17 protein-coding genes are annotated in these 12,157 nt (G+C 57.2%); 7 read left to right on the top strand and 10 right to left on the bottom strand.

The features are described 5' to 3' along the window. Positions 1-41: 41 nt before the first annotated feature. The 10 genes from BLW11_RS23340 to BLW11_RS23295 form a co-directional block, all read right to left on the bottom strand. On the bottom strand, positions 42-314 hold the full coding sequence (locus BLW11_RS23340; RefSeq protein ID WP_048360082.1) for an HPr family phosphocarrier protein: 273 nt from the start codon (positions 312-314) through the stop codon (positions 42-44). Positions 315-329: 15 nt separating this feature from the next. Further along, positions 330-1,187, bottom strand: coding sequence for an RNase adapter RapZ (rapZ, locus tag BLW11_RS23335; RefSeq protein ID WP_048360081.1), 858 nt, complete (start codon positions 1,185-1,187; stop codon positions 330-332). Positions 1,188-1,189: 2 nt separating this feature from the next. Further along, complete coding sequence (gene ptsN, locus BLW11_RS23330) at positions 1,190-1,654, bottom strand: PTS IIA-like nitrogen regulatory protein PtsN (protein ID WP_048360080.1); 465 nt, start codon at positions 1,652-1,654, stop codon at positions 1,190-1,192. Positions 1,655-1,666: 12 nt separating this feature from the next. Next, a complete protein-coding gene (gene hpf / locus BLW11_RS23325; RefSeq protein WP_016781796.1) occupies positions 1,667-1,975 on the bottom strand; it encodes a ribosome hibernation-promoting factor, HPF/YfiA family in 309 nt (102 codons plus the stop codon). Between the two features lie 75 nt (positions 1,976-2,050). Then, positions 2,051-3,544 carry an RNA polymerase factor sigma-54 gene (locus BLW11_RS23320; protein ID WP_048360079.1) on the bottom strand — a complete coding sequence of 498 codons (1,494 nt, stop codon included), beginning with the start codon at positions 3,542-3,544 and terminating at the stop codon, positions 2,051-2,053. Between the two features lie 237 nt (positions 3,545-3,781). Next, a complete protein-coding gene (gene lptB / locus BLW11_RS23315) occupies positions 3,782-4,507 on the bottom strand; it encodes an LPS export ABC transporter ATP-binding protein (protein WP_016781798.1) in 726 nt (241 codons plus the stop codon). Further along, positions 4,507-5,052 (bottom strand): lipopolysaccharide transport periplasmic protein LptA, encoded by a 546-nt coding sequence (lptA, locus tag BLW11_RS23310; RefSeq protein ID WP_048360078.1) that lies wholly within the window; start codon positions 5,050-5,052, stop codon positions 4,507-4,509. Before lptA ends, lptB begins: the two co-directional genes overlap by 1 nt. Continuing rightward, positions 5,039-5,611, bottom strand: coding sequence for an LPS export ABC transporter periplasmic protein LptC (gene lptC, locus BLW11_RS23305; protein ID WP_048360077.1), 573 nt, complete (start codon positions 5,609-5,611; stop codon positions 5,039-5,041). The genes lptA and lptC overlap by 14 nt, the downstream gene beginning before the upstream one ends. A gap of 8 nt (positions 5,612-5,619) precedes the next feature. After that, positions 5,620-6,144, bottom strand: coding sequence for a KdsC family phosphatase (locus tag BLW11_RS23300; protein ID WP_048360076.1), 525 nt, complete (start codon positions 6,142-6,144; stop codon positions 5,620-5,622). Continuing rightward, on the bottom strand, positions 6,144-7,118 hold the full coding sequence (locus tag BLW11_RS23295; RefSeq protein ID WP_048360075.1) for a KpsF/GutQ family sugar-phosphate isomerase: 975 nt from the start codon (positions 7,116-7,118) through the stop codon (positions 6,144-6,146). The genes BLW11_RS23300 and BLW11_RS23295 overlap by 1 nt, the downstream gene beginning before the upstream one ends. 293 nt (positions 7,119-7,411) lie before the next feature. Between BLW11_RS23295 and BLW11_RS23290 the strand changes: the two genes are divergently transcribed. The 7 genes from BLW11_RS23290 (at position 7,412) to murA (ending at position 12,110) form a co-directional block, all read left to right on the top strand. Next, a complete protein-coding gene (locus BLW11_RS23290) occupies positions 7,412-8,221 on the top strand; it encodes an ATP-binding cassette domain-containing protein (RefSeq protein WP_048360074.1) in 810 nt (269 codons plus the stop codon). Further along, entirely contained in the window at positions 8,221-9,018 is a 798-nt protein-coding gene (gene mlaE, locus BLW11_RS23285; protein WP_048360073.1) for a lipid asymmetry maintenance ABC transporter permease subunit MlaE, read from the top strand. Before BLW11_RS23290 ends, mlaE begins: the two co-directional genes overlap by 1 nt. Further along, positions 9,018-9,485: an outer membrane lipid asymmetry maintenance protein MlaD gene (mlaD, locus tag BLW11_RS23280; protein WP_048360072.1), complete on the top strand. Its 468-nt coding sequence runs from the start codon at positions 9,018-9,020 to the stop codon at positions 9,483-9,485. The genes mlaE and mlaD overlap by 1 nt, the downstream gene beginning before the upstream one ends. An 11-nt stretch (positions 9,486-9,496) precedes the next feature. Then, complete coding sequence (locus BLW11_RS23275) at positions 9,497-10,156, top strand: MlaC/ttg2D family ABC transporter substrate-binding protein (RefSeq protein WP_048360071.1); 660 nt, start codon at positions 9,497-9,499, stop codon at positions 10,154-10,156. Continuing rightward, the gene (locus BLW11_RS23270; RefSeq protein WP_048360070.1) at positions 10,153-10,458 is read left to right on the top strand and encodes an STAS domain-containing protein; all 306 of its coding nucleotides are present in this window, start codon (positions 10,153-10,155) and stop codon (positions 10,456-10,458) included. Before BLW11_RS23275 ends, BLW11_RS23270 begins: the two co-directional genes overlap by 4 nt. A gap of 115 nt (positions 10,459-10,573) precedes the next feature. Beyond that, the gene (locus tag BLW11_RS23265; protein WP_003439919.1) at positions 10,574-10,813 is read left to right on the top strand and encodes a BolA family protein; all 240 of its coding nucleotides are present in this window, start codon (positions 10,574-10,576) and stop codon (positions 10,811-10,813) included. A 31-nt stretch (positions 10,814-10,844) separates the two neighbouring features. Next, positions 10,845-12,110, top strand: coding sequence for a UDP-N-acetylglucosamine 1-carboxyvinyltransferase (murA, locus tag BLW11_RS23260; RefSeq protein WP_048360069.1), 1,266 nt, complete (start codon positions 10,845-10,847; stop codon positions 12,108-12,110). Positions 12,111-12,157 lie beyond the last annotated feature (47 nt).

Here is a 12,157-nt window from a genome sequence, read left to right as displayed (position 1 = left end):
GCAGCCTGCGGCAGCGGCTACAGGTTGAGTCTGCCAGTGGCTTACTCGCCTTCGTCGAAGAAGTTATTGATCAGCTTGGCCAGTGCATCCAGTGCTTCCTGTTCCTTCTCGCCTTCTGTCTTCAGGTGGATGGTGGTGCCTTTACCAGCAGCAAGCATCATCATGGCCATGATGCTTTTACCGTCGACCATTGATTCAGGTGTGCGTCCTGCTCTTATCTGACATGGATACTGACCCGCGATACCGACGAACTTTGCCGATGCCCGGGCGTGCAAGCCCAGTTTGTTGATGATTTCAATTTCCAGTGCAGGCATCGCAGGGTAGATCCTTCAAGTAAGGTCGCGGTGGCGAACCTGAACGTTCTTCAGAGTTTCTTGCAGGCACTTGCCCAGGCGTTCGGTCAGGTACACGGAGCGGTGATGCCCGCCCGTGCAGCCAATGCCAATGGTCACATAGGCACGATTGCTTGCGGCAAAGCGGGGTAACCACTTAAGCAGGTAGCTGGAGATGTCCTGGAACATCTCTTCGACATCCGGCTGGGCGGCCAAATACTCCGCCACCGGTTGGTCCAGCCCTGATTGTTCCCGCAGCTCGGGTTTCCAATAGGGGTTGGGCAGGCAACGAACGTCAAACACAAGGTCGGCATCCACCGGCATCCCGCGCTTGAAGCCGAATGACTCAACCAGAAAGGCAGTACCGGGTTCGGGCTTGTTCAGCAGACGCAGTTTGATGGTGTCGCGCAGCTGATACAGGTTCAGATTGGTGGTGTTGATGGTCAGGTCGGCCAGGTCGGCGATCGGGCCGAGCAACTGGGTTTCGTCACGAATGGCCTCTGCCAGCGAACGGCTGGCGCTGCTGAGAGGGTGACGCCGACGGGTTTCCGAGAAGCGCTTGAGCAAGGTTTCTTCGTCGGCATCCAGGTACAGGACATCGCACTGGATATGACGGTTGCGCACTTCTTCAAGCAACTGTGGGAAACGAGACAAGTGACTCGGCAAGTTTCGCGCGTCAATCGACACAGCCACCAGCGGCTGTGCCAGTTCGGTATGGATCAGTGCGCGTTCCGCCAGCTCAGGCAGCAAGCCGGCTGGCAGGTTGTCGATGCAATAGAAACCGTTGTCTTCAAGGACGGCGAGGGCGGTGCTTTTACCGGAGCCGGAGCGTCCGCTGACAATAACTAAGCGCATGATTAATGACCGTTCTGTACGTCCAGAACAACCTGATACAGCGCTTCGTTGCTGGGTGCACTGCGCAGTTTTTCGCGCACATCCTTGCGATCGAGCATGCTGGCGATCTGCCTAAGCAGTTCCAGGTGTGCATCGGTTGCCGCTTCGGGCACCAGCAAAACGAAAAGCAGGTCGACCGGCGCGCCATCGATGGCGTCGAAATCTATGGGAGCATCGAGGTGTAGCAAGGCGCTGACTGGCGACTCGCAACCCTTGAGGCGGCAATGGGGTATGGCGATGCCGTTACCAAAACCGGTTGATCCCAGTTTTTCACGGGCAATAAGGCTCTCGAAAACGTCCTGCATTTCCAGACCAGGCACTTCTCGGCTGATCAGGTTGGCAATGTGTTCGAGTGCGCGTTTTTTACTGCCGCCCGGCGCGTTCACCAAGGAACGGCCGGGGGTCAGGATACTTTCAAGTCGGATCATGGGTAGGGAGTATTAACGACCGGTTGCGCCCTGGAGCAGGCTTTGGGTCTTTTCCTTATGCTTTTTCAGTTGGCGATCAAGCTTGTCAGTGAGCAGATCAATGGCGGCATACATGTCGTCATGCTCGGCGTTGGCAACGACTTCTCCTCCATGGATGTGCAAGGTGGCTTCGATTTTCTGTTTCAGTTTTTCGACCGCCATCGTTACCTGTACGTTGGTAATCTTGTCGAAATGACGCTCCAGTCGGTCGAGTTTTTCGCCGATGTAAGCGCGTAGCGGTTCGGTGACTTCCAGTTGGTGTCCACTGATGTTGACTTGCATACAGTTTCTCCTTTGATGCCATTGCATAAAGCGGCAGGCCGAGCAGCCTGCCACTGAAACGCCGGGGTCCGTGGCTTACATCAAACGCTTGCGTTCGCTCGAAGGCGCTATCCCTAGGGATTCGCGGTACTTGGCGACGGTGCGACGGGCTACCTGAATACCTTGTGCCTCCAGTAAACCAGCGATCTTGCTGTCACTCAACGGCTTTTTCTGATTTTCAGCGGCAACCAGTTTTTTGATGATGGCACGGATGGCGGTGGAGGAGCATTCACCGCCTTCGGAGGTGCTGACGTGGCTGGAGAAAAAGTACTTGAGCTCATAAATACCGCGCGGGGTATGCATGAACTTCTGCGTCGTAACCCGGGAAATGGTGGACTCATGCATGCCGACGGCTTCTGCAATGTCATGCAGTACCAGTGGCTTCATGGCCTCGTCGCCATACTCCAGAAAGCCGCGTTGATGCTCGACGATTTGAGTCGCCACTTTCATCAGTGTTTCGTTGCGGCTTTGCAGGCTTTTGATGAACCAGCGCGCTTCTTGCAGCTGGTTGCGCATGAAGGTGTTGTCGGCGCTGGTGTCGGCGCGGCGCACGAAGCCTGCGTACTGCGGGTTGACCCGCAGGCGTGGCACGGACTCCTGGTTGAGCTCTACGAGCCAGCGTTCGTTGTCCTTGCGCACGATCACGTCAGGTACGACGTATTCCGCTTCGCTGGACTCGATTTGTGAACCCGGGCGCGGATTGAGGCTTTGCACCAGCTCGATGACCTGGCGCAGCTCATCTTCCTTGAGTTTCATGCGGCGCATCAGCTGGCTGTAGTCGCGCGCACCCAGCAGGTCGATGTAGTCCGTGACCAGGCGTTTGGCTTCGTTCAGCCAGGGCGTCTTGGCCGGGAGCTGGCGCAGTTGCAGCAACAGGCACTCGCCCAGGTTGCGTGCGCCGATACCGGCCGGTTCGAATTGCTGGATGCGGTGCAGAACGGCTTCGATTTCATCGAGCTCAATGTCCAGTTCCGGATCGAACGCCTCGAGAATTTCTTCGAGGGTTTCGTCCAGGTAGCCCTGGTTATTGATGCAGTCGATAAGGGTCACACCGATCAGGCGGTCGGTGTCGGACATCGGTGCCAGGTTCAGTTGCCACAGCAAGTGACTTTGCAGGCTTTCGCCGGCAGAGGTGCGCGTGGTGAAGTCCCACTCGTCATCGTCGCTGCTTGGCAGGCTGCTGGCGCTGGTCTGGTAGATGTCTTCCCAGGCAGTATCGACAGGCAGCTCATTGGGGATGCGGTCGTTCCAGTCGCCTTCGTCCAGGTTATCTACAGTCGGCGCGGATTCCTGGTAAGTGGGTTCCTGAATGTCGGAGTTGGGTTTTTGCTCGATGTTGTCGGCCAAGGGGTCTGCATTGTCGAAGTCGTCGCCTTCTTCCTGGCGTTCGAGCATCGGATTGGACTCCAGGGCTTCCTGGATTTCCTGTTGCAGGTCGAGGGTCGACAATTGGAGCAGGCGGATGGCCTGTTGCAGCTGAGGTGTCATTGTCAGCTGCTGGCCCATTCTCAGGACTAGCGATGGTTTCATGGCAGGGGCTTAACACCTTATTCGCCGGCGCGCATGGCGCCATCCACTACAGGGGCGCGTGCGCGCCAAACTTAAGCAAATTATATGCCTGAAACCGGTGCGTTTGCCTAGGGGTGTTCTGAATTAGTTTATTTGCTGCGGAACCAATTCAGGGCGCCCGATCGGGCGCCCGGGTAATACAAGCATACGGGCTTTGTGCGGGTACTGGCACTTTGGTAGTGCAGGGGGCGCCTGGTCTTACAGGCGGAACTCGTGGCCCAGATACACTTCTCTCACCAACTTGTTGGCCAGAATCGTTTCAGCATCGCCTTCAGCGATCAATTGCCCGTCGTTAACGATATAAGCGGTTTCGCAGATATCGAGGGTTTCACGAACGTTGTGATCTGTGATCAGCACGCCAATGCCTTTGGCTTTGAGGTGGTAGATGATTTGCTTGATGTCGCCGACCGAGATCGGGTCAACGCCGGCAAAGGGTTCATCGAGCAGGATGAACTTGGGTGCGGTGGCCAGTGCGCGGGCGATTTCTACCCGGCGGCGTTCGCCACCGGACAGGCTCATGCCCAGGTTGTCGCGGATGTGGTTGATGTGGAACTCCTGCAACAGGCTTTCCAGCTCTTTGCGCCGACCTGCCTTGTCGAGCTCTTTGCGCGTTTCGAGGATTGCCATGATGTTGTCAGCAACCGACAGCTTGCGAAAGATCGAGGCTTCCTGGGGCAGGTAGCCAATACCGGCGCGTGCGCGGCCGTGCATCGGCTCGTGGCTGACGTCCAGGTCATCGATCAGTACGCGACCCTGATCGGCATGTACCAGGCCGACAATCATATAGAAACACGTAGTTTTACCCGCACCGTTAGGACCGAGCAAACCCACGATTTGCCCGCTGTCGATCGACAGGCTGACATCACGAACTACCTGACGGCTCTTGTAGCTTTTGGCCAGATGCTGGGCTTTCAGAGTTGCCATTACTGGGCCTTCTGCGGGTCGGTTTTCTTCTTGGGCTGGATCACCATGTCGATACGCGGGCGAGGTGCAGTGACCTGGCTACCATTGGCGCGACCGGCGTTGGCGACTTGTTTCACCGTGTCGTAGACGATTTTTTCGCCTTCGGTGGTGTTGCCGTCGTTGATGACTTTAGCCTTGTCGATCAGCACGATGCGGTTTTGCGGCGCATGGTATTGAATGGTCACGGCATAAGCCTGAACCGGTTTCGGGTCAGTGGCCTTTTGCAGTTGCTCGAAATAAGCCAGGTTGCCGACGGAAGTTACTACGTCGATTTCGCCCGCCGGGTTGCGCGTGATGGTCACAGTGTTGCCGGTGATTTTCATCGAGCCCTGGGTGATGATCACATCGCCCTTGTAGGTGGCGACGCCTTGCTTGTCATCCAGCTGCGCTTCGTTGGCCTGGATGCGGATAGGTTGTTCGTTGTCGTTCGGCAGAGCCCAGGCGCTCACGCTTCCCAGTGCTGCGCTCAAACCGAGCAATAAAGGGAGGGTTTTAACGAGACTCATACTGTCCTCTTACGTTGGACAGCAGGTCCATCCTGCCGTCTTTCAAATATGCTTTCATTCCCTTGCCAGTAGTTACGCCGCCAGCGCCGTCGATTCTAACGTCTCGCTCGGTCTGCGCATATTGCTTCTGTGGGAATACAGTCATGCGGGTACTGGTGATAATCGTCGTGCGGTTCTTTTCGTCGGTGCGTGCTACACGCACCGAATCGATCAGCTCGACCTCGGTGCCGTCCGGGTTGACTTCACCGCGCTCGCTCTGGACGTGCCAGGGGAATGCGGTGCCGCGGTACATTTGCAGATCCGGGCGCGTCAACAGAGTGACTTCGGAAGCCTTTAAATGTTCCAGCTTGTCAGAGGTCATTTCGTACTGCAGCTTGCCGTCCGGTAAAAACTGCAGGCTGCGTGCGTTGGTGGCGTAATAGTCGATAGCGTTATCATCGACAGCCGCAGACGGGGTGTCGAGAAAACGTTCCGGCCTGATATTCCAATAGCCAACCGCTGCAAACAGCGAGGCTATGATCGCGAACAGCAGAATGTGGCGAATCTTTTTGCTCAGCATACAAGGCTCTATAGGTAGGCGGCGTGAGCTGCGTCCAGGCTGCCTTGGGCACGCAGGATAAGCTCGCAGAATTCGCGGGCGGCGCCTTCGCCACCGCGTGCCTGTGTAACGCCGTGGGCGTGTTGACGCACAAAGCTTGCGGCATTGGCCACGGCCATGCCCAGGCCGACTCGACGGATAACCGGCAAGTCAGGCAGATCGTCACCCAGGTAGGCAACCTGTTCATAGCTTAGGTTGAGTTGGCCAAGAAGCTCGTCCAATACGACCAATTTATCTTCCCGGCCCTGATACAGGTACGGAATGCCGAGGTTTTGTGCACGGCGTTCGACCACCGGTGTTTTACGGCCGCTGATGATTGCAGTTTGCACCCCTGCGGCCATCAGCATCTTGATGCCTTGACCGTCGAGGGTGTTGAAGGTCTTGAACTCGCTGCCGTCTTCGAGAAAGTACAGGCGGCCGTCGGTCAGCACGCCGTCAACGTCAAAAATGGCAAGCTTGATGTCTTTGCCGCGCTTGAGCAGGTCCTGGGTCATTACATCACTCCTGCGCGTAGCAAGTCGTGCATGTTCAAGGCACCGACGGGGCGGTCTTCCTTGTCGACAACAACCAGCGCGCTGATTTTGTGGTCTTCCATAATTTTCAAGGCTTCGGCTGCCAGCATGTCGGCCCGGGCAGTTTTGCCGTGGGGGGTCATGACGGCATCAATGCTTGCGTTGCGGATATCGATCTCGCGGTCCAGGGTGCGGCGCAGGTCGCCGTCGGTGAAGATTCCGGCCAGACGGCCGTCCTGTTCAACGACCACGGTCATGCCCAGGCCCTTATGGGTCATTTCCATCAGCGCTTCCTTGAGCAGGGTGCCACGTACCACTTGCGGCAGATCGTCGCCGGAATGCATGACGTTTTCGACTTTCAGCAGCAGGCGACGTCCCAGCGCGCCGCCGGGGTGCGAGAAGGCAAAGTCTTCGGCCGTGAAGCCGCGCGCTTCGAGCAGCGCAATGGCCAGGGCATCGCCCAGTACCAGCGTTGCGGTGGTTGAGGAGGTCGGCGCCAGGTTCAACGGGCAGGCTTCCTGAGCTACGCGGGCGTCAAGGCTGACGTCGGCGGCCTTGGCCAGGGGCGACTCGGGATTGCCGGTCATGCTGATCAGCTTGATGCCCAGGCGTTTGATCAGGGGCAGCAACGTGATGATCTCGGCGGTAGAACCCGAGTTGGACAGCGCGAGGATGATGTCATCGCGGGTGATCATGCCCATGTCGCCGTGGCTGGCTTCTGCCGGGTGAACGAAAAAAGCCGTGGTGCCGGTGCTGGCCAGGGTGGCGGCAATTTTGTTGCCGATGTGCCCGGACTTGCCCATGCCGACCACGACTACCCGGCCTTTACTTGCCAAAATCATCTCGCAAGCGCGTACGAAATCTGCGTCGATATGGGCCAGCAAACCTTCTACGGCTTCCAGTTCGAGGCGGATGGTGCGTTGGGCAGATTGAATCAGGTCGCTGGATTGGCTCATGTTTGAAGTCGGGTAGCCTGAGAAAAGGCAAGGATTATAGCGGTTATGTGCGCTTCCCTCACGTTTGATCGCAGTGCTTTATTCCTCATGCAGGTAAAGTGTTGCCGTGTTTGTACTAAAAACTGATTTATTTCACTGTATTGAAGCTGAACCGGCACTCCTTCGGTCTTGGGCGGTCACTATGAGCAGTGGTATAGTTCGCCGCCAGTTCGGCCCGCCAGGGAACGCGTGCTTCTTATTAAGAGGTTTTGGTGTCCGGGTGAGAGGCAGAGGCTGCATCGCAAGGAGTTTAGATGAGCGCCGATAACGCCTACGCGGTCGAGCTGAAGGGAGTGTCCTTCAAGCGCGGTACGCGCAGCATCTTCAATAATGTCGATATTCGTATCCCGCGTGGCAAGGTCACGGGGATCATGGGCCCGTCTGGCTGCGGCAAAACCACACTACTGCGCCTGATGGGCATGCAACTGCGTCCCAGCAGCGGCGAAGTGTGGGTCAACGATCAAAACCTGCCGACCCTGTCGCGCAGTGATCTGTTTGATGCCCGCAAGCACATGGGAGTGCTGTTCCAAAGTGGCGCCCTGTTTACCGATCTGGACGTTTTCGAGAACGTTGCCTTCCCGCTGCGGGTGCATACCGAGCTGCCGGAAGAAATGATTCGTGACATTGTGCTGCTGAAACTGCAGGCAGTGGGGTTGCGCGGGGCTATCGATTTGATGCCCGACGAGTTGTCCGGTGGCATGAAGCGCCGGGTAGCCCTGGCGCGGGCGATTGCCCTTGATCCGCAGATTCTGATGTATGACGAACCCTTCGTGGGGCAGGACCCCATCGCCATGGGGGTGTTGGTGCGGCTGATCCGCCTGCTCAACGACGCGTTGGGCATCACTAGCATTGTGGTTTCTCACGACCTGGCTGAAACAGCGAGTATCTCTGACTATCTGTATGTAGTCGGTGATGGTCAGGTGCTGGGGCAGGGCACGCCGGAAGAGTTGATGAACGCCGATAATCCGCGCATTCGTCAGTTTATGACCGGCGACCCGGATGGCCCGGTTCCGTTCCACTTTCCGGCGTCGGACTACCGAACCGATCTACTGGGGAAGCGCTGATGCGCAAGCGTTCATTAATGGACCGTATCGGCCTGTTTGGCCGAGCCGGGATCGATATCCTCGCGGTGCTGGGGCGTTCGACGGTTTTCCTGTTTCATGCATTGCTGGGGCGTGGCGGCATCGGTGGCGGGTTCGGTTTGCTGATCAAGCAACTGCACTCCGTGGGCGTGATGTCGCTGGTGATTATTGTCGTGTCCGGCATCTTCATCGGCATGGTGCTGGCGCTGCAGGGCTTCAGCATTCTGTCCAGCTACGGTTCCGAGCAGGCGGTTGGGCAAATGGTTGCCCTGACCCTGTTGCGCGAATTGGGGCCAGTGGTCACTGCCTTGCTGTTCGCCGGGCGGGCGGGGTCTGCATTGACGGCCGAAATCGGCAACATGAAATCGACCGAGCAACTGTCCAGCCTTGAAATGATCGGGGTCGACCCGCTCAAGTACATCATCGCGCCACGCTTGTGGGCCGGGTTTATTTCCCTGCCCGTGCTGGCGATGATCTTCAGTGTTGTCGGCATCTGGGGCGGTTCGTGGGTGGCGGTGGACTGGCTGGGCGTCTATGACGGCTCGTACTGGGCCAACATGCAAAACAGCGTAACCTTCAGTGGTGACGTACTTAACGGGATCATCAAAAGCATCGTATTTGCCTTTGTGGTGACCTGGATTGCCGTGTTTCAAGGTTATGACTGTGAGCCCACTTCAGAGGGGATCAGCCGTGCCACTACCAAGACCGTGGTGTATGCCTCTCTGGCAGTCCTCGGGCTGGACTTTATTTTGACTGCCTTGATGTTTGGAGATTTCTGATGCAAAACCGCACCATGGAAATCGGTGTCGGCCTGTTCTTGCTGGCTGGCATCCTGGCTTTGCTGTTGCTTGCCCTGCGGGTCAGTGGACTGTCCCCGACCGCCAGCACCGACACCTACAAGCTGTATGCCAACTTTGACAATATCGCAGGCCTGACCGTGCGCGCCAAAGTCACGATGGCGGGCGTAACCATCGGCAAGGTCACGGCTATCGATCTGGACCGCGACAACTTCACGGCCCGGGTCACCCTGCAGCTCGAAAAAGCAGTGGATAACCTGCCGACCGATTCGACAGCGTCTATTCTCACCGCTGGGCTTTTGGGCGAGAAGTACATTGGTATCAGCGTGGGCGGTGAAGATGCCGTGCTCAAAAATGGTGGCACCATTCACGACACTCAATCGTCGCTGGTCCTTGAAGACCTGATCGGTAAATTTCTGCTCAATACCGTTAGCAAAGACGCCAAATAAGGAGCTTCTAGATGATTTCTCTCTTGCGCCGTGGCCTGCTGGTTATTCTGGCGGCATCTCTTCCTCTGGTGGCCAATGCTGCGCCGGGGCAGTCTGCCCACGATATCGTTTCAGATACCACCACCCGGTTGCTGGCTGACTTGGCTGCCAACAAAGAGCAGTACAAGCAAAACCCGAGCAAGTTCTACGATGCCTTGAACGGTATTGTCGGGCCGGTAGTGGACGCTGACGGTATTTCCAAAAGCATCATGACCGTGAAGTACTCGCGCAATGCGACTCCAGCGCAAATGCAGCGTTTTCAAGAGAACTTCAAGCGCAGCCTGATGCAGTTCTATGGCAATGCCTTGCTTGAGTTCAACAACAAGGGCATCACCGTTTCGCCCGCCAAGGATGAAAGCGGGGATCGCACCAGTGTCGACATGACCGTGAAAGGCGATAACGGTGCCATTTACCCTCTGTCCTATACCCTTAACAAGGTGAATGGCGAGTGGAAGGTGCGCAACGTGATCATCAATGGCATCAACATCGGCAAGTTGTTCCGTGATCAGTTCGCCGACGCCATGCAGCGCAACGGCAATAACCTGGATAAAACCATCGATAACTGGGCTGGCGAAGTGGCCAAGGCCAAGGAAGCAACCGATGCTGCTTCCCCGAAGGCTGCTGCCCAATGAGTGAGGCGGCAGTAAGCCTGGCCGGCGAGAGCGAGTTGCACCTCAGTGGTGTGCTCGATTATCAGACCGGCCCCCGTTTGCGTACCGAAGGCCAGGCCCTGATCAAAAAAGCCACGGCCAGTGCCCTGGTGGTGGATTGCTCGGCGGTCACCAAATCCAGCAGCGTCGGTTTGTCGCTGTTGTTGTGCTATATCCGTGATGCGCAAGCGCTTAACAAGCCATTGAGCATTCGTGCCATGCCCGAAGACATGCGTGAAATCGCACAGGTTTCGGGTTTGACCGAGCTGCTGGCACATTATTAACTGCCACCTGTAGAAAAGCCCCCCCGTCAGAGTCCTGTTATGCGGGGTTCGCAGGCGCGGGGCTTTTTTGTATGATGGCCGACCCGCGCGCGTTAGGCGCCGATTGAGGTTGAGCATGCAGGCCGTAGAAGTGAAGAGCTTTCTTGAGGGAAAGCTGCCTGGTACCCAGGTAGAAGTTGAGGGCGAAGGCTGCAACTTTCAGCTGAACGTGATTAGTGACGAACTGGTGGCCCTGAGCCCGGTCAAACGTCAACAAAGCATCTATGCCCATTTGAACCCGTGGATTGCTGATGGCAGCATCCATGCGGTCACTATGAAATTCTTCAGCAGCGCGGCCTGGGCCGAGCGCACCTGAGCCCCCTGAGCCCATTGGCGTCGAGATTGTTATGGATAAATTGATTATTACCGGCGGCGTTCGTCTTGATGGCGAAATCCGCATTTCCGGGGCGAAGAACTCCGCCCTGCCGATTCTGGCGGCGACCTTGCTGTGCAATGGTCCGGTCACTGTGGCCAACCTGCCGCACTTGCATGACATCACCACCATGATCGAGCTGTTCGGTCGCATGGGCATTGAGCCGGTGATCGATGAAAAGCTCAGCGTCGAAATCAACCCGAACACCATCAAAACCCTGATCGCACCGTACGAACTGGTTAAAACCATGCGTGCCTCGATCCTGGTTCTGGGCCCGATGGTTGCGCGCTTCGGTTATGCCGAAGTTGCCTTGCCAGGCGGTTGCGCCATTGGTTCGCGTCCGGTTGACCTGCACATCCGCGGCCTTGAAGCCATGGGCGCAGTGATCGACGTTGAGGGCGGCTACATCAAGGCCAAGGCGCCGGAAGGCGGCTTGCGCGGTGCCAACTTCTTCTTCGATACCGTCAGCGTGACCGGTACTGAAAACATCATGATGGCCGCAGCTCTGGCCAATGGCCGCAGCGTTTTGCAGAACTCTGCACGCGAGCCTGAAGTCGTCGACCTGGCCAACTTCCTGAACGCCATGGGCGCCAAGGTGAGCGGTGCGGGCACTGACACCATCACCATTGATGGCGTTAAAGAGTTGCACCCAGCGACCTACCGCGTGATGCCGGACCGTATCGAAACCGGTACTTATCTGGTAGCCGCGGCTGTGACCGGTGGCCGAGTGAAGGTCAAGGACACTGATCCGACCATCCTCGAAGCCGTTCTTGAGAAACTCAAGGAAGCGGGCGCCGAAATCACCACCGGTGAAGACTGGATCGAGCTGAACATGCACGGCAAGCGCCCTAAAGCGGTGAACGTGCGTACGGCTCCGTACCCGGCGTTTCCGACTGACATGCAGGCGCAGTTCATCTCCCTGAACGCCATTGCCGAAGGCACTGGTGCAGTGATCGAGACCATCTTCGAAAACCGCTTCATGCACGTTTACGAACTGCACCGCATGGGCGCCAAGATCCAGGTCGAAGGCAACACTGCCATCGTGACCGGTACTGAAACGCTCAAGGGCGCGCCAGTCATGGCTACCGACCTGCGTGCTTCGGCCAGCCTGGTGATCTCTGCTCTGGTTGCTGAAGGCGACACGCTGATCGACCGCATCTACCACATTGACCGTGGCTACGAGTGCATCGAAGAAAAACTGCAAATGCTGGGCGCCAAAATCCGCCGCGTTCCGGGCTAGTTTTTGCTGTCTGGCCTCATGGGCACAGGGATCGTGTCCAGCCGCCA

It is taken from the genome of Pseudomonas deceptionensis, from assembly GCF_900106095.1.
GTDB classification, from domain to species: Bacteria; Pseudomonadota; Gammaproteobacteria; order Pseudomonadales; family Pseudomonadaceae; genus Aquipseudomonas; species Aquipseudomonas deceptionensis.
Note: the sequence above shows the minus strand (reverse complement) of the source record. Positions and strands in the feature narration are given on the sequence as shown.

Bases quoted from the DNA above. Each gene is read 5' to 3' on its own strand.
- BLW11_RS23340 (WP_048360082.1), bottom strand. From the start codon at position 314: ATGCCTGCACTGGAAATTGAAATCATCAACAAACTGGGCTTGCACGCC.
- rapZ (WP_048360081.1), bottom strand. From the start codon at position 1,187: ATGCGCTTAGTTATTGTCAGCGGACGCTCCGGCTCCGGTAAAAGCACC.
- ptsN (WP_048360080.1), bottom strand. From the start codon at position 1,654: ATGATCCGACTTGAAAGTATCCTGACCCCCGGCCGTTCCTTGGTGAAC.
- hpf (WP_016781796.1), bottom strand. From the start codon at position 1,975: ATGCAAGTCAACATCAGTGGACACCAACTGGAAGTCACCGAACCGCTA.
- BLW11_RS23320 (WP_048360079.1), bottom strand. From the start codon at position 3,544: ATGAAACCATCGCTAGTCCTGAGAATGGGCCAGCAGCTGACAATGACA.
- lptB (WP_016781798.1), bottom strand. From the start codon at position 4,507: ATGGCAACTCTGAAAGCCCAGCATCTGGCCAAAAGCTACAAGAGCCGT.
- lptA (WP_048360078.1), bottom strand. From the start codon at position 5,052: ATGAGTCTCGTTAAAACCCTCCCTTTATTGCTCGGTTTGAGCGCAGCA.
- lptC (WP_048360077.1), bottom strand. From the start codon at position 5,611: ATGCTGAGCAAAAAGATTCGCCACATTCTGCTGTTCGCGATCATAGCC.
- BLW11_RS23300 (WP_048360076.1), bottom strand. From the start codon at position 6,144: ATGACCCAGGACCTGCTCAAGCGCGGCAAAGACATCAAGCTTGCCATT.
- BLW11_RS23295 (WP_048360075.1), bottom strand. From the start codon at position 7,118: ATGAGCCAATCCAGCGACCTGATTCAATCTGCCCAACGCACCATCCGC.
- BLW11_RS23290 (WP_048360074.1), top strand. From the start codon at position 7,412: ATGAGCGCCGATAACGCCTACGCGGTCGAGCTGAAGGGAGTGTCCTTC.
- mlaE (WP_048360073.1), top strand. From the start codon at position 8,221: ATGCGCAAGCGTTCATTAATGGACCGTATCGGCCTGTTTGGCCGAGCC.
- mlaD (WP_048360072.1), top strand. From the start codon at position 9,018: ATGCAAAACCGCACCATGGAAATCGGTGTCGGCCTGTTCTTGCTGGCT.
- BLW11_RS23275 (WP_048360071.1), top strand. From the start codon at position 9,497: ATGATTTCTCTCTTGCGCCGTGGCCTGCTGGTTATTCTGGCGGCATCT.
- BLW11_RS23270 (WP_048360070.1), top strand. From the start codon at position 10,153: ATGAGTGAGGCGGCAGTAAGCCTGGCCGGCGAGAGCGAGTTGCACCTC.
- BLW11_RS23265 (WP_003439919.1), top strand. From the start codon at position 10,574: ATGCAGGCCGTAGAAGTGAAGAGCTTTCTTGAGGGAAAGCTGCCTGGT.
- murA (WP_048360069.1), top strand. From the start codon at position 10,845: ATGGATAAATTGATTATTACCGGCGGCGTTCGTCTTGATGGCGAAATC.